Genomic DNA, 14,793 nt, shown 5'->3' on the forward strand with positions numbered 1-14,793 from the left:
GTCACTCTGGTGCTCGAAGCCGCCCTCGGCCTGGCGCCGGGCGCGACGAGGGGCCGGAGCTCCGCCGGCCCCGGCCCCTCACGCAGGATCCTGCGCTGATCAGGGCGTGGGCAGCCCCGGGAGCTCGGGGAGCCCCGGCGCCTCGCCACCCTCGGGTGGCAGGCAGAGCGAGACCGGCTCGCCGTTGCCCTGGATGCTGATGTCGAGGTCGATGCAGAGGCTCGGCGAAGCGGGAGCCTCCTCCTCGTGCTCATCGGCCATCGCCTGGGGGGCGAGCACCAAGCCCCCGACGAGGGCGGCTCCGGCGGTGGTGGCGATGATGGCGTGGCGTCGACGCATGTGGGTCGGTGTCCTCCTGTCGGTGCCGGCACCCGGCGTGCCGGTCGTCCCCGAGGGAACGTCGGAGGTGAACCGACCTTGCGGTCGATCGCGCAGAAACCTCAGAGGTTGTCGCGCAACCAGGCCAGGTCGTCCTTGCGGCCCACGTCGGCGGTCTCGCAGATCACGGGGGCACCGGCGCTGCGCACGACGTGGAGGATCGCCTCGGGGTCGATCTGGCCCTTGGTGAGGTTCTCGTGGCGGTCCCGGCCCGACCCGCACTCGTCCTTGGAGTCGTTGCAGTGCACCAGGTCCACCCGACCGGTGATGCCGACGATGCGCTCGACCGCCTCCACCAGCTCCTCGCCTGCCGCCCACGCGTGGCAGGTGTCCAGGCAGAAGCCGATGCCGGTGTCGGCGATGTGGTCCCAGAGCCGGGCGATGGTGTCGAAGTGGCGGGCCATGGCGTGGTCGCCGCCCGCGGTGTTCTCCAGGTAGACGGGCATGTCGGTCTCGAGGCTGTCGAGCGCCTTGCGCCAGCGCACGAAGCCGTCGGCCTCGTCGTCGTCCTCGGTGATGTGGCCGCCGTGCACGATGACCGCCTTCGCCCCGATGTCGGTTGCGGCGTCGCAGGTCTGCTGCAGGATCTTGCGGCTCGGGATGCGGACCTTGTTGTTCGGCGACGCCACGTTGATCAGGTACGGGGCGTGGACGTAGATCGGGATGTCGGCGGCCTTGAGCGCGTCGGCGTCCTCCCGGGGCTTGGGCTTCTTCCACGACTGCGGGTCCCCGAGGAAGATCTGCACGCACTCGGCACCTTCGGCAGCGGCCGCGCCGAGCGGGTCATCGGGGGCGACGTGGCTTCCGAGGAGCAGGTCCGACATGGTCCCGACGGTAGTGGGGGTTGGGCCCGGCGCCGACCCGACGGGCACGATGCACCGTCGTGGACGATCGAACCCGGCGCCGCCGGATCCACCGCCAGGCGCTCTCCATCTCCCTGGCCCTCGCGCCCTTCGGGATCGTGTTCGGCGTGGCCTGCGTCGAGGCCGGGCTCGGCATCGCCGAGGCGGTCGGGTTCTCGGCGATCGTGTTCACCGGATCAGCCCAGTTCGCCGCCGTCGGGGTGCTCGGGGACGGCGGGGGCGCCCTCGCCGCGATCGGCGCCGGCCTCCTGCTGAACATCCGGTCCCTGGCCTTCGGGGTGCTCCTCGCTCCCTCGCTCACCGGTCGGGTCGGCACCCGAGCCCTGCTGGCCCAGCTGGTGATCGACGAGTCGACCGCCGTGGCCACCGTCCAGGACGAGCCCCGCTGGCGGCGCTACGGCTTCCTCGCCGGAGGCCTGGCCGTCTTCGCCGTGTGGAACCTGACCACCGTCGCCGGCGTGCTGCTCGCCTCCGTGGACGACGGGTTCATCACCGACCTGGGCTTGGACGCCGCCGCGCCCGCGGCCTTCCTCGCGCTCCTGTGGCCTCGCCTCGTCGGCGACGGCGGGCGCGAGGGCCGGCGCATCGCGATCGCCGGCGGCCTCGTCGCGGCCGCCGCCGTGCCGTTCGCACCCCCGGGCATCCCGATCCTGCTGGCGGGCCTCGGCGTCCTGGCCGCCCGCACCACGCGCGAGGTGCCCTCGTGAGCACCTCGGTCGTCGTCATCATCGGCCTCGGGCTCGGCACGTACGCGCTGAAGGCGGCTGGGCCGCTGCTCCTCGGCGGCCGCCGCCTGCCGACGGCGGTCGAGCGGATCGCGCAGCTGCTCCCGGCCGCGCTGCTGGCATCGCTCGTGGTCGTGAGCACGGTGGCGGGCGACCGGGCGCTCGTGGTCGACGCCCGCCTCGCCGGCGTCGTCGCCGGTGGGGTGGCGCTGCGCCTGCGGGCGCCGTTCATCGTGGTCGTCGCCGTGGCGGTGGCTGTCACCGGGGTCGTGCGCGCCCTCCTCGGCTGAAACCGACGTGCGCCGAGCACCCCGCGTCGCCTTGGCTGCCCGGCCGTGACCCCCGACGAGGCTCCCTTCCCCGCCACCGAGCGGACCACGATCGGCCGCAGCCCCGACCGCGGCACCCGCGACCGGCGCGTGGCCGAGGCGATCCTCGACGAGGGGGTCCTCTGCCACGTCGGGGTCACCACCGACCACGGCCCCGTCGTCATCCCCACCACCTACGCCCGCCGCGGCGACGAGCTCCTGATCCACGGCTCACCGGCGGCGAGCTGGCTCCGGGCCACCGGCAAGGGGACCCCGGTGTGCGTCACCGTCACCATGGTCGACGGCCTCGTGCTGGCCCGCAGCGCCTTCCACCACTCGATGAACTACCGGTCCGTGGTCGTCTTCGGTCAGGCCGAGCCCATCACCGACCACGGCGAGAAGGCGGCCGCGCTCGACGCCATCGTCGAGCACATCGTGCCGGGCCGCACCGCCGAGGTCCGCCCCATGCGCGACGACGAGGTCCGCGGCACCCTCGTGGTGCGCCTCCGCCTCGACGAGGCGTCCACCAAGATCCGCGCGGGCGGCCCGATCGACGACGACGACGACCTCGACCTGGTCGACGTGTGGGCCGGCGTGATCCCCGTGCGGACGGCGTTCGGCGAGCCTGAACCGGACGAGCTGTCCGAGGCCCTGCCCACGCCACCGAGCGTGGTCGACTACGGCCGATGACGGCGACGCGGCGACGGGAGCTCACGGGGTGGGTGGCCGGCGTCCTCGCCCTCCTCACGACCGCCACCACGTTCCTGGGCTGGGGCCGGTCCGGGCAGCGCACCCGCACGAGCTACGAGCTGGTCGACGTCGCGGGCCGGGCCGGCGTCCTCGACGACGACGTCGCGTGGGCCGCGGCGCTGTGGTTCCTCGTGCCCGCGGTCTGCGGGGCCGCACTGGTCGTCCTCGCCGCACATCGACACGCGATCGCCGGTGCGCTCATGACTACGCTGGGTGCGCTGGTGAGCACGGGCGCGATCCTGGTCGACCGGTCACCACTCGTCGCCGAGCCGGCGGTCGGGGTGGCCGTCGGGCTCGGTCTTGCCACGGCTCTGAGTGGAGTCGCCGTGCTCGTCACGGCACGGAAGGAGACGGCGGGATGACCGATCGACCCGAGGACCTGGGCATGCCGGGGGGACCCCCCACGGAGCCGCCGCCCCCGCCACCGCCCCCGGCCGGGACGGTCACCCTCGACTCCGAGACGCAGGTCCGCTCCGGTGGCATCGGCGGCCGCATCGCCGCCGGCGCCGTCGGCCTGGTGCTGCTGGTCGGCGGCGTGGCCTTCGCCGCCACCCAGCTGGGCAGCGACGACGGGGCGAGCGACCCCGAGGCCGCCGTCGTCGAGCTGTTCGACGCCATCGCCGACGAGGACGTCCTCGGCATGCTCGCCACGCTGGACCCCGGCGAGCGCGACGCGCTGTCCCAGCCGGTCGAGCGGTTCTTCGGCGAGCTCGAGCGCCTCGAGGTGCTCGACGACTCCTTCGAGCTCAGCGGGGTCGCCGGGATCGACCTCGGGTTCGAGGACCTGACCTTCCGCACCGAACCCGTGCGCGACGACCTCACCCGCGTCTACCTCACCGGGGGCACGGCGACCTTCGCGGTGGACACCGACGAGATCCCCGTCGGCGAGTTCCTCACCGACACCTTCGACCGCTTCGGCGTGGAGTACCAGGGCGTCCAGGAGTCCGACTCCGACACCATCGACCCCAGCGAGGCCGATGACACCTTCCTCGTCGCACGCGACACCGGCGACGGCTGGCGGGTCAGCCTGGGGTACACCGCGATGGAGGCCGCCCGGGTCGCGCAGGGCGCACCCATGCCCGCCGCCGGCGGCGGGCTCACCGCCATCGGCGCCGACACGCCCGAGGAGGCCGTCGAGGGCTTCCTGCTGGCGGCGACCGGCATCGACATCGAAGGCGTCGTCGCCCGGCTCTCCCCCGGCGAGCTGCGCGCCGTGCACGACTACTGGCCGGTGCTCGTCGGCGGCGACGATCTCCCCACCGCCGCGGACGTCCCGGCCGACATCGAGCTCGTCGACCTGTCGCTGCGGTCCTCCACCGACGGCGATCGGGGGCAGGTGTTCATCGACAGCATCGGCGTCGACGTGACCACCGAGGACTTCGAGGGCGGCGCCACCATCGCCGACGGCTGCATCGAGGTCCGGGGCGACATCCGCGAGGAGATGGAGGCCGCCGAGCTGGAGCTGCCGGACGGCCCGATCTGCCGGGACGACATCGAGGCCCTCCTCGAGGACGCCGCGGGCGACATGGGCAGCGCGAACATCTTCGGTTTCGGAGGCATGGAGGGCCTCATGATGGGCGAGGGCGAGGCGCCCGAGCTCGGCATCACCGTGGTCCGCATCGACGGCGACTGGTTCGTCGCCCCCATCGGGACCTGGGCCGACGTCGGCCTCGCCGTGCTCGAGACCATCGATCGCGAGGACCTCGACGCCATGGTCGACGGCGTCGAGGAGTTCTTCGGCAGCAGCTTCTTCGGGGGCGGCATGCTCGGCGGCGGCTTCGTCCCACCCGGGATGACCGACGAGTTCGACGAGTTCGACGACTTCGACGACGAGTTCGGCTTCGGGGAGACCGAGGTCGAGACCTTCGAGGAGCCCGGCGGCCCGATCGGGGGGAACGACCTCGATGCCACGCTGGCCGACATGGTCTCCGTGTTCACCGGCGACCCGGACGTGGCGGCGTGCACGCTCGAGCAGCTCCGGCTCCAGGCGAGCACCGAGCAGCTGTTCGAGCTCGCCGACGCCTACGAGTTCGAGTACGAGCCGTCGCTCGAGGCCCAGGACGTCCTGTTCGGGGCCCTCTCCGCCTGCGGCGGCTAGGCCTGGAGGCTTCTCCCGCAGGTGGTGCCAGACTCGGCGCCGTGCAGCTCCCTGCCGGCTTCCGGGCCCACACCGCCAACGTCGGGATCAAGGACGACACCACCGACTTCGCCGTCATCGCCGCCGAGCGACCCTGCTCGGCGGCCGCGGTGTTCACCCGCTCCCGCTTCTCCGGGCCGAGCGTCACCCTGTCCCGGGGGCACGCAGGTGACGGGCGCCTCCAGGCGGTGGTGGTCGTGTCCAAGAACGCCAACGTGGCCACCGGGCCCGACGGCGACGCCGACGCGCTCGAGCTGGTCGAGGGGGTCGCCCACGCCCTCGGTTGCGAACCCACCGACGTGCTCGTCGCCTCCACCGGGGTGATCGGCCGCCGGTACCCGATGGACCGCATCCGTCAGCACCTGGCGTCGATGCCCGCACCCCGGTCCACGGATGCCGATGCCGTCGCCGAGGCGATCATGACCACCGACACCCACCCGAAGACGGCCCGGGCCACCCTGGCGACGTCCACCGGTGGCGAGGCGAGCGTGGTGGGGATCGCCAAGGGGGTCGGCATGATCGAGCCCGACATGGCCACGATGCTCGCCTTCGTGCTCACCGACGCCGAGGTCGACGCCGCCGTGCTCGACCGGACGTTCCGGGCGGTCGTGGAGCGGACGTTCAACGCCCTGTCCGTGGACACCGACACCTCGACCTCCGACACGGCGGCCGTGCTGGCGAGCGGCCTCGCCGGGCCGGTGGACGACGCCGACCTCGAGGTCGCCCTCCACGAGGTCTGCCTGGATCTCACCCGGCAGCTCGCCGCCGACGGGGAGGGGGCCGAGACCCTCGTGGTCGTCACGGTCGACGAGGCCCGCGACCACGCCCAGGCCAAGCGGGTGGCCAAGGCCATCGTCAACTCCCCGCTGGTGAAGACGGCGGTGCACGGCGCCGACCCGAACTGGGGTCGCATCGCCATGGCGGTGGGCAAGTGCAGCGACGACGCCGACATCGATCAGCGGGCCGTCACCATCCGCATCGGCGGCCGGGAGCTGTACCCGAAGCCGGCCAGCGAGGCCGACCTCGATGCCCTGGTCGAGCACCTCGAGGGCGACGAGGTCACCATCCACGTCTCGCTCGGGGTCGCCCCCGGCGGGGACGGAGCCAGCGCCACGGTCTACGGCTGCGACCTCACCGACGGCTACGTGCGCATCAACGCCGACTACACCACCTGAGGAACTGGCAGGTTCACGCCAGCACCCCACGTGGCGTAGATTCACCGTCGCTCACAGTGATGGCGGCGGGCTGGAACAGTGGAGAGCCCCTTGGCGAGTCTCTCGATGGACAAGGTGCTCGATCGAGCCCACGAGGTCGCGCACGAGGTCGCGGCCCCCGCCGCCGAGGCGGTCGACGCCGAGGCCCGGTGGCCGGAGGCGTCCCTGCGCGCCCTGCAGGAGGCCGGCCTCGGCGGGCTCGTCGTCCCCGAGCGCGACGGCGGTCTCGGCCACGGGCTCGCCACCCTCGCCCAGGTCTGCGAGATCCTCGGCGCCGCCTGCGCATCGACGGCCATGTGCTTCGGCATGCACGGGGTCGGTTCGGCGGTCATCGCCGCCAAGGCCACCGAGGAGCAGCAGGAGCGGTACCTCGAGCCCATCGTCGCCGGCCGGCACCTCACCACGCTCACCCTCAGCGAGCCCGGCACGGGGTCGCACTTCTGGCTGCCCCAGTCCGAGCTGCGCCGGACCGACGACGGCTTCGTCCTGTCCGGCACCAAGACGTTCGTCACCAGCGGCGCCCACGCCGACTCCTACGTCGTCTCCGCCGTCGACGCCGACGCGACGTCGCCGATCGGTGAGTTCTCCTGCGTGGTCGTCGACGCGACCAACCCGGGCCTCGAGTGGGGACCGTCCTGGGACGGCCTCGGCATGCGCGGCAACAGCAGCCGCTCCGTGGAGCTGCGCGGCGTCCAGCTGCCGGAGGATGCCCTGCTCGGCGAGCCCGGCGACCAGATCTGGTACGTCTTCAACGTCATCGCCCCGTACTTCCTCATGGCCATGTCCGGCAGCTACCTGGGCGTGGCCGCCGGCGCCTTCGAGGACATGCGCCTCCACGTGACCCAGCGCCGCTACTCCCACGACGGCAGCCGCCTGGCCGAGCAGCCGGTCATCCAGCACCGGGTCGGCGAGCTCTGGGCCGAGCTCGAGCGCACCCGCCAGCTCGTCCGCCACGCCGCGAACGGGGCCGACCGCGGCGAACCGTGGGCGCTGCCGGCCCTGGCCTCGGCCAAGGCCGAGGTGGCCGAGTGCGCCACCCGCGTGGTCAACGGGGCCATGACCCTCGTCGGCGGCATCGGCTACCGGGAGCACGGCAGCCTCGGGCGGCGCATGCGCGACGCCCGTGCCGCCCACGTGATGGCGCCCACCACGGACCTGCTGCGCCTCTGGACCGGACGCGCCATCCTCGACGAGCACATCCTGGCCGACTGAGGCCGCCGCCGTGACCGACATCGTGGTCGTCGACCTGCCCGACGCCGTCGTGCGCCAGATCGGCGCCCGCACCGGCCGCATCCCCCACCGCGCGCGGGCCGGCGACCTCGGCACCGCCATCGACGACGCCACCCTCGTCGTCGTCGGCGTCCCCGACGGCGGGGTCACCCTCGCCCAGGCGGTCCACGACGTCGCCCCGGAGGTCGCGGTCGTGCTCGTGGCCGGCGACGTCGCCGAGGGCAACGAGGTCCGGGCCATGCTGACGGTGACGCCCGGCATCGGCCGCCATGCCACGTGCGTCGTGCTCCAGGAGCCCGACACCCTCGACCGGATCGCCGACGAGGTCGAGCGGGCCCAGCTGCGCCTGCAGCACCGCCGCACCCTCGAGCGCGTGCGCGACGACATCAGCGCGTTCGAGGGCGCGGCCCCCGAGACCCTGTCGGTCTACCTCGGCCAGCTGTTCGAGCACGCCCCGGTGGGCATCCTGCTCGCCGACCCCGACGGCGTCGTGCGCGCCGCCAACCCGTGCAGCGGGGAGGTGCTGGGCTGGAAGCCCCGCCACGCGATCGGCACGTCGCTCACCGACATGTTCAGCGGTGAGGCCGCCGACGTCGCGTCCGGGCTGCTCCGGGCGAGCGTCCGCGCCGGGGAGCCGAACGAGGCAACCATCACCCGCACCGGGCCGGACGGGACCACCCAGCACCTCGAGGTCACGGTCGCCCCGGTGGACCCCGACCACTGGGATCTCGGCGTGTTCGTGCTGCTGCGGGACGAGTCCGAGCGCATCCAGGCCCTCGAGGCCGCGCAGCGGGCCCGCCAGACGGCGGAAGCCGACGCCGAGCGCTACGCCGAGCTGGCCTGGACCCTCCAGGAGAGCCTGCTGCCCCCGGACCTGCCCGCCATCGAGGGCATCCACCTCGGCACCCGCTACCACCCGGCCGGGGACGGCTCCGAGATCGGCGGCGACTTCTACGACATCTTCCAGGTCGCCGACGGCGAGTGGTTCGCCGTGGTCGGCGACGTCTGCGGCAAGGGCGCCGGCGCGGCTCGTCTGACCGCCCTCAGCCGCTACAGCCTGCGGGCCGCCACGGTGCGCACGAAGCACCTCGCCACCAACCTGCACGACCTGAACACGGCCCTCAACCGCCAGTACGACCTCGATCGGGAGCGCGGCCAGCACCGCTTCGCCACCGCCACCGCCATCCGGTTCGAGACCGACGGGGACGGCGTGACGGTGCGGGCCGGGTCGGGCGGGCACCCATCACCCCTCGTGGTGCGGGCCGACGGGAACGTGGAGGAGGTGGCGTGCCGCGGGCCGCTCCTCGGCGTCTTCGCAGAGGCCACGTTCACCACCGGCGAAGCCCGCCTCGCCCCCGGCGACGTGCTCGTGCTCTACACCGACGGCGTCACCGAGGCCCGCCGGGGCCGCGAGGAGTACGGCGAGGACCGCCTCCGCGACCTCCTCTCGTCCTGCGCGGGCCGACCGGCCGACGACGTCGCCGGCGCGGTCGAGGAGGCCGTGCTCACGTTCCAGTCGGGCGTGGCACGCGACGACATCGCCGTGCTCGCCATCGGCCCCGAGGGCCGAGCTAGCTGACGATCATCCAGACCATGGCGAAGTGGCAGGCGGCGGCCGCCACGGTGCAGGCGTGCCAGATCTCGTGGTACCCGAACACGCTCGGCAGCGGGTCGGGCCGCTTGAAGAGCAGCACGAAGGCGCCCACGGCGTAGGCAGCTCCGCCGACGGCGAGCAGGGCCACGGCACCGGTGCTGATGTTGGCCACGATCCCGGGGAGTGCGAGCAGCCCGGCACCGCCCATCACCCCGTACATCGTGTTGCTCGAGCGGGGGAAGCGGTCGATGCCGAAGGACTTGAGGCCGATGCCGAACGCGGCGGCAGCCAGCACGCCGACCAGGAACGCCCGGCCGGTGGCCTCGGGCAGGACCATGACGCAGATGGGGACCCAGGTGCCGGCGATGAGCAGGTAGATCATCGAGTGGTCGGCCAGCTGCATGCGGCGTCGGGCGGTCGGCGACTTGGCCAGCCGGTGGTAGCTGGCCGACGTGGCGAACACGATGAGCTGGGCGAGCACGTACACCGCGGCGGCCAGCCGCGCCGTGGGCCCGGCGGCGTCGAGGACGAGCACCGCGCCCAGGGGGACGACGGCGAAGGCCCCGACGGCATGGAGCAGGCCGCGGTACTTCGGACGGGGCCACAGGTACGACGGCGTGTCGTACCGGGGCTCGATCCGGAACAGCTCGGCTGCGCTCACCGGGACCATCCTCGCGTAAGGGACCGGCTCGGCCGGAACCGCACGGTCAGGCGGCGGGCGCCCCGCCGCCGCACCAGTCGAGGACGAACGGGTACGGGTTGACCGAGCCGGCCCCGCCGAGCATGACCTCGAAGTGCAGGTGCGGCGTGCCCCCGGCGTTGCCGGTGGAGCCGACCGTGCCGATCGGCGTCCCCGGCTCGACCCAGCCCTCGCGGACGCTGAGGGACTGCAGGTGCGAGCCGAAGTAGGTGTTGCCGTCGGCACCCTCGAGCCAGAAGCCGAGGCCGCCGAGGGACGAGTTCGACGCCCGGATGTTCCCGGCCGCCGGGGCGTACACGGGCGTGCCGTGCGGCGCCATCATGTCCACGCCCTTGTGGCGCCGGCCGCCGGAGCGGGCGAAGCCCCACGAATCGATGAACTCCGAGTCCGGCGTCGGGCACACGTGCGTGGGGGGCGGGGGCGGAGGCGGTGGGGTCGCTGCCGTGATCATGTGGCTCGTGGTGGCGGCGACGAGGTCGACGCCGCTGCCGGCCAGGAGGCCGACCGGCTCGAAGAGGGGGGCGAGCGACGCCACCGGCGGCGCGGCGTCCACGTCCGTCTGGGCCTGGGCGGGCGGAGCGACCAGGACGACGGAGGTGATCACGGCGGCGGCGACGCCGGCGATGGCGGCGGAGACCGCGAACGGACGGCGTCGGACAGCCCGCGCACGGGCCGAGGGCTGCTGGCGCATCCGGAGATGCTTTCATTACGGAAAGGTGACGGTCAAGCCGAGACCGTCACCTCTCCGTAACCGAATGACGTTCTGACCATGCCCCCGCAGGGGAATGGGGGGCGGCTCAGCTGAGGCGCTGGACCACCATGGCCATGCCCTGGCCACCGCCGACGCACATCGTCTCGAGGCCGAACTCCTTGTCCTCGTCCTGGAGGGCGTTGAGCAGCGTGGTCATGATGCGGGCGCCGGTCATGCCGAAGGGGTGGCCGAGGGCGATCGAGCCGCCCTTGACGTTCAGCTTGTCCAGGTCCATGCCGAGGTGCCGGGCCGAGGGCAGCACCTGGGCGGCGAAGGCCTCGTTGATCTCGTACAGGTCGATGTCGTCGATGGTCATGTTCGCCCGGCCCAGGGCCTGGCGGACGGCCCCGACCGGGCCCATGCCCATGATCTCGGGGTTGAGGCCGGTGACCCCGGAGGACACGATGCGGGCCAGCGGGGTGATGCCCAGCTCCTTGGCCTTGGTGTCGCTCATGACGATGACGGCGGCGGCGCCGTCGTTGAGCGGGCACGCGTTGCCGGCGGTGATCGAGCCGTCGGGGCGGAACACCGGCTTCAGCTCGGCCAGCTTCTCGACCGTGGTGCCGGCACGAGGACCGTCGTCCTTGGAGACGACCGTGCCGTCGGGGAGGGTGTAGGGCGTGATCTCGCGCTCGAAGAAGCCGTTCTCCTGGCTCTCGACGGCACGCTGCTGGGAGCGGGCACCCCACTCGTCCATCTCCTGGCGGGACACGCCCTCGGCCTGGACCACGTTCTCGGCGGTCTGGCCCATGGCGATGTAGATGTCGGGCAGGCCGGAGGGGGGCGTCCAGGTCTCGGCGCCGCCCTGGGCGCGCTCGGCGGTGCGGGCCTCGGCCTCGGCGAAGGCCTCGTGGTGCGGGCCGACGTCGGATGCGCCGTTCATGTAGCGGGACACGGCCTCGACGCCGGCGGCGATGAAGACGTCGCCCTCACCGGCCCGGATGGCGTGGGCGGCCATGCGGATGGTCTGCAGCGACGAGGAGCAGTAGCGATTGACGGTCACGCCGGGGACGTCGTCGAGCCCGGCGAGCACGGCGGCGACGCGAGCCAGGTTGTAGCCGGCCTCGCCGGCGGGCTGGCCGCAGCCGAGCATGATGTCCTCGACCAGCGTCGGGTCCAGCGACGGCACCTTCGAGAGGACGTCCTTCAGGATGAAGGCCGTCATGTCGTCGGGGCGGGCCTCGGCGAGGGACCCCTTGTTGGCACGACCGATCGGCGTGCGGGACGTGGCGACGATGACTGCTTCGGGCATGGGGCCCTCCTCGGCTCGGGAACGGCCGCCGACAGTACCGTCGGAGCCGTGGCCGACTCACCCGATGCTGCGCCGGGGACCACGACCTGGTCCGTCGGCGAGCTGTCCGAGGCGATCGGCGACCGGTTGCGCGCCGCCTTCCCCGGCGAGGTGTGGGTGCGGGGCGAGATCCACGACCTCACCCGGGCTCGCTCGAACCACGTGTACTTCACCCTCCGCGACGCCGACGGAGACGTCACCGCCCAGCTGTCGGTGATGCTCTCGTCGACGAACCGCGTCCGCGTCAACCGGCTGCTGCTCCGGGGCGGGGACCGGGTCCGGATGACCGACGGCACCGAGGTGCGGATCCGGGGCCGGCTCGACTGGTACGGCCCCCGGGGCCAGCTGCAGCTGCAGATGACCTCGATCGACCCCGCCTTCACGCTCGGCCAGCTGGCTGCCGCCCGTGCCGAGCTGCTCGACCGGCTCCGCGCCGAGGGCCTCGTCGACGCCAACTCCCTCGTGCCGCTCGCGCTCGCGCCGCTGCGGATCGGGCTGGTGACCTCGGCCGGGAGCGCGGCGGAGGCAGACGTGCTCGACGAGCTGCGCCGATCCGGGTTCGCGTTCGAGATCACCCGCGCCGACGTCCGGGTCCAGGGCCCGGAGGCGCCGGGGGCGGTCGCCGGCGCCATCACCGGCCTGGCCCGCACCCGGGTCGACGTGGTCTTGGTGGCGCGCGGTGGTGGGGCGGCGACCGACCTGGCCGCCTTCGACAGCGAGCTCGTGGCCCGGGCCATCGCCGCCGCCGGGAAGCCGGTCATCACCGGCATCGGCCACGAGGTCGACCGCTCGGTCGCCGACGCCGTCGCCCACACCGCGGCCAAGACCCCCACGGCGGCCGCCCAGCACGTCGTCGGGCTGGTGGCCGGCGCGCTGGAGCGGGCCGAGCACGCCTGGCAGCGGGTCGCGGTCCGGGCGACCCAGGTGCTCGACCGGGCCGACGCCCACCTGGACCGGTCCCGGGGCCGCGCTGCGCTCGCGGCGCGCACCGCGGCCCACCGCGAGCAGGGCCGCATCGACGACGCCGCCGTCCGCCTCGCACGGAGCGCGACCTCAGTGCTCGACGGCGCTGACCGCCGGTTGGACGAGGCCGCCCGCCGGCTCGTCGCCACCTCCCGCCGGCGCGTCGACGACGCCGCCTCCCGCCTGGAGGTGCTGGCGACCCGAGCCGATCTGCTCGACCCCGTGCACGTGCTGTCCCGCGGGTGGTCGATCGCCCGGCGCGACGATCGCGGCATCGTCCGCTCCGTCGACGACGTGGCGGTCGGGGACGTCCTGTCGGTGCGGGTCGGCGACGGCACCCTCCACGTCCGCGTCGAGCGCGTCGACCACGATGGCGGGCCATGAGCTCGACCGACGCCCCTGACGACCGGGAGCCCGCCGGCTACGGCGAGGCGGTCACCGAGCTGGAGTCCATCCTCCGGGAGATCGAGGACGTGGACGTGGACGTCGACGTCCTGGCCGAGCGGGTCCGGCGGGCGGCGCAGCTCATCGACTGGTGCCGGGGCCGCATCCTGGCCGCCCGCACCGCCGTCGAGGACGCCACCGCCGACCTGGTCGACGACGACCCCTCCTGAAGCTGCACCACCGCCCTCAGGCGGGTTCGAGCGAGCGGAGGACGTCGAACAGGAACGCCACGTCGTGGTGGCGCAGGTCGACGTAGGACGAGTCGCCGGTGCGGGCCCGCAGCGACGAGCTCCGGAACCCCGGCTCGAACCACACCTCGCCGAACCCGTCGATGTCGACCGGCACGGCCGCACCCGACGCCAGGTCGGCATCACCGTCGACGAACACCTCGGCCACCTCGAGCAGCGCCGGGCCGGACGAGTAGAAGCGCACGATCTCCGCGCTGCCCGGCGCCGATGCGCCCCCGGCCGTCCCGCCACCGGCCGCGCGGAACACTGCCCCGTCGTCGACGTAGCCGGGAGGCACCGGGAGCGAGGTCTCCAGGCGCTCCAGGGTCTCGGCGTCGGCCTCCACCGCGATGGTGGTGAAGAGCCGGGAGAGCGCCTCCTCCTCGTCCACGACCGGACCGGGCTCGAACGAGGCGCCGTCGATCTCCGGATCGAGCTCGAGCGCGGTCGCGGTGCGCTCGACGACCACGCCGCCGCCGATCTCCCACCGCTCGTGGAGGACGAGGCCGGCGGCGTCGATGCAGACGTCGGTGTGCTCGCCGTCGCTGGGGGCGGTGGCCAGCCCCGCACTCGGCGGCTGGCCCGTGCGGTACACGGTGCAGGTGCGGCCGAGGTGCTCCTGTTCGCCGCGGACCTCGACCAGGCCCAGCGACCGCATGGCGCCGACCGCCGCGGCGGGGTGCTGGTCGTAGGCGGCGCGGTGCAGCTCGGGCTGGATCGGCAACCACCCCTCCTCGTCGGAGAGGTACTGCTGCAGGCGGCGTCGCGAGGTCGACGTGCCCGAGATCACGAGCTCGCCGCGCCGGGACACCACCAGGGACTCGTAGGGGCGCCGCACCGTCCACTCCTCGGTCCGGGCCAGACCGTTCTCCACCACCTCGTAGGTGATCCGGTACGACTGCGGCGGGTCCACCTCGGGTGGGGGCGCCAGCAGCGCGTCCACCGGGACCCGCTGGACCGGGGCGGCGGTGGTGGACGTCGTCGGCGCCACCGTGGTCGTGCTCGGTGGTGCCGAGGTCGGCGGCGCGGCGCCGTCGTCACCGGCGGTCGAGCGCGCCACGACCAGAACCAGCACGCCGACGACGACCACCGCGAGCAGGGCCGGCACCAGCGGGTGGATGCGGGTCCCCCGAGCCATGGCGGCCAGCATGCCAGCCGGGCCGGAGGCGGTCGGCAGCGCGAGGGCACCGTCGACCAGCAGCGCCGTAGGCTCGGGGC

At 73.6% G+C, this 14,793-nt stretch carries 16 protein-coding genes; 10 read left to right on the forward strand and 6 right to left on the reverse strand.

The annotated features are described in order from the left end of the window. Positions 1–99: 99 nt before the first annotated feature. Together RGQ06_RS04215 and RGQ06_RS04220 are read right to left on the reverse strand one after the other, a co-directional pair. Positions 100–339 (reverse strand): hypothetical protein, encoded by a 240-nt coding sequence (locus RGQ06_RS04215; RefSeq protein WP_432429136.1) that lies wholly within the window; start codon positions 337–339, stop codon positions 100–102. A 101-nt stretch (positions 340–440) separates the two neighbouring features. Next, complete coding sequence (locus RGQ06_RS04220) at positions 441–1,193, reverse strand: deoxyribonuclease IV (RefSeq protein ID WP_432429357.1); 753 nt, start codon at positions 1,191–1,193, stop codon at positions 441–443. Between the two features lie 68 nt (positions 1,194–1,261). On the opposite strand from RGQ06_RS04220, the gene RGQ06_RS04225 reads away from it, so the two are divergent. From RGQ06_RS04225 to RGQ06_RS04260, 8 genes are all read left to right on the forward strand, one after another. Continuing rightward, positions 1,262–1,948: an AzlC family ABC transporter permease gene (locus RGQ06_RS04225; RefSeq protein ID WP_432429135.1), complete on the forward strand. Its 687-nt coding sequence runs from the start codon at positions 1,262–1,264 to the stop codon at positions 1,946–1,948. Beyond that, complete coding sequence (locus RGQ06_RS04230) at positions 1,945–2,256, forward strand: AzlD domain-containing protein (protein ID WP_432429134.1); 312 nt, start codon at positions 1,945–1,947, stop codon at positions 2,254–2,256. Before RGQ06_RS04225 ends, RGQ06_RS04230 begins: the two co-directional genes overlap by 4 nt. 45 nt (positions 2,257–2,301) lie before the next feature. After that, entirely contained in the window at positions 2,302–2,964 is a 663-nt protein-coding gene (locus tag RGQ06_RS04235) for a pyridoxamine 5'-phosphate oxidase family protein (protein WP_432429133.1), read from the forward strand. Beyond that, positions 2,961–3,386 (forward strand): hypothetical protein, encoded by a 426-nt coding sequence (locus tag RGQ06_RS04240; RefSeq protein WP_432429132.1) that lies wholly within the window; start codon positions 2,961–2,963, stop codon positions 3,384–3,386. The genes RGQ06_RS04235 and RGQ06_RS04240 overlap by 4 nt, the downstream gene beginning before the upstream one ends. After that, the gene (locus RGQ06_RS04245; protein WP_432429131.1) at positions 3,383–5,122 is read left to right on the forward strand and encodes a hypothetical protein; all 1,740 of its coding nucleotides are present in this window, start codon (positions 3,383–3,385) and stop codon (positions 5,120–5,122) included. Before RGQ06_RS04240 ends, RGQ06_RS04245 begins: the two co-directional genes overlap by 4 nt. A gap of 41 nt (positions 5,123–5,163) precedes the next feature. Then, positions 5,164–6,336, forward strand: coding sequence for a bifunctional glutamate N-acetyltransferase/amino-acid acetyltransferase ArgJ (gene argJ / locus RGQ06_RS04250; protein ID WP_432429130.1), 1,173 nt, complete (start codon positions 5,164–5,166; stop codon positions 6,334–6,336). A gap of 105 nt (positions 6,337–6,441) precedes the next feature. Continuing rightward, on the forward strand, positions 6,442–7,587 hold the full coding sequence (locus tag RGQ06_RS04255) for an acyl-CoA dehydrogenase family protein (RefSeq protein WP_432429129.1): 1,146 nt from the start codon (positions 6,442–6,444) through the stop codon (positions 7,585–7,587). A 10-nt stretch (positions 7,588–7,597) separates the two neighbouring features. Next, the gene (locus tag RGQ06_RS04260) at positions 7,598–9,184 is read left to right on the forward strand and encodes a PP2C family protein-serine/threonine phosphatase (RefSeq protein WP_432429128.1); all 1,587 of its coding nucleotides are present in this window, start codon (positions 7,598–7,600) and stop codon (positions 9,182–9,184) included. Here the strand turns inward: RGQ06_RS04260 and trhA are convergent. From trhA to RGQ06_RS04275, 3 genes are all read right to left on the reverse strand, one after another. Beyond that, positions 9,177–9,860, reverse strand: coding sequence for a PAQR family membrane homeostasis protein TrhA (gene trhA / locus RGQ06_RS04265; protein WP_432429127.1), 684 nt, complete (start codon positions 9,858–9,860; stop codon positions 9,177–9,179). The two genes, RGQ06_RS04260 and trhA, sit on opposite strands and share 8 nt — an antisense overlap. 46 nt (positions 9,861–9,906) lie before the next feature. Further along, on the reverse strand, positions 9,907–10,590 hold the full coding sequence (locus tag RGQ06_RS04270; RefSeq protein WP_432429126.1) for a M23 family metallopeptidase: 684 nt from the start codon (positions 10,588–10,590) through the stop codon (positions 9,907–9,909). A gap of 106 nt (positions 10,591–10,696) precedes the next feature. Beyond that, positions 10,697–11,902, reverse strand: coding sequence for an acetyl-CoA C-acetyltransferase (locus tag RGQ06_RS04275; RefSeq protein WP_432429125.1), 1,206 nt, complete (start codon positions 11,900–11,902; stop codon positions 10,697–10,699). A gap of 48 nt (positions 11,903–11,950) precedes the next feature. On the opposite strand from RGQ06_RS04275, the gene xseA reads away from it, so the two are divergent. After that, a complete protein-coding gene (xseA, locus tag RGQ06_RS04280; RefSeq protein WP_432429124.1) occupies positions 11,951–13,288 on the forward strand; it encodes an exodeoxyribonuclease VII large subunit in 1,338 nt (445 codons plus the stop codon). Then, positions 13,285–13,518: an exodeoxyribonuclease VII small subunit gene (locus RGQ06_RS04285; protein WP_432429123.1), complete on the forward strand. Its 234-nt coding sequence runs from the start codon at positions 13,285–13,287 to the stop codon at positions 13,516–13,518. The genes xseA and RGQ06_RS04285 overlap by 4 nt, the downstream gene beginning before the upstream one ends. Before the next feature lie 16 nt (positions 13,519–13,534). On the opposite strand, the gene RGQ06_RS04290 is transcribed toward RGQ06_RS04285, so the two are convergent. Beyond that, positions 13,535–14,713 (reverse strand): hypothetical protein, encoded by a 1,179-nt coding sequence (locus RGQ06_RS04290; RefSeq protein WP_432429122.1) that lies wholly within the window; start codon positions 14,711–14,713, stop codon positions 13,535–13,537. Positions 14,714–14,793 lie beyond the last annotated feature (80 nt).

This window comes from Salinilacustrithrix flava, assembly GCF_041228405.1.
Classification (GTDB): domain Bacteria; phylum Actinomycetota; class Acidimicrobiia; order Acidimicrobiales; family Salinilacustritrichaceae; genus Salinilacustrithrix; species Salinilacustrithrix flava.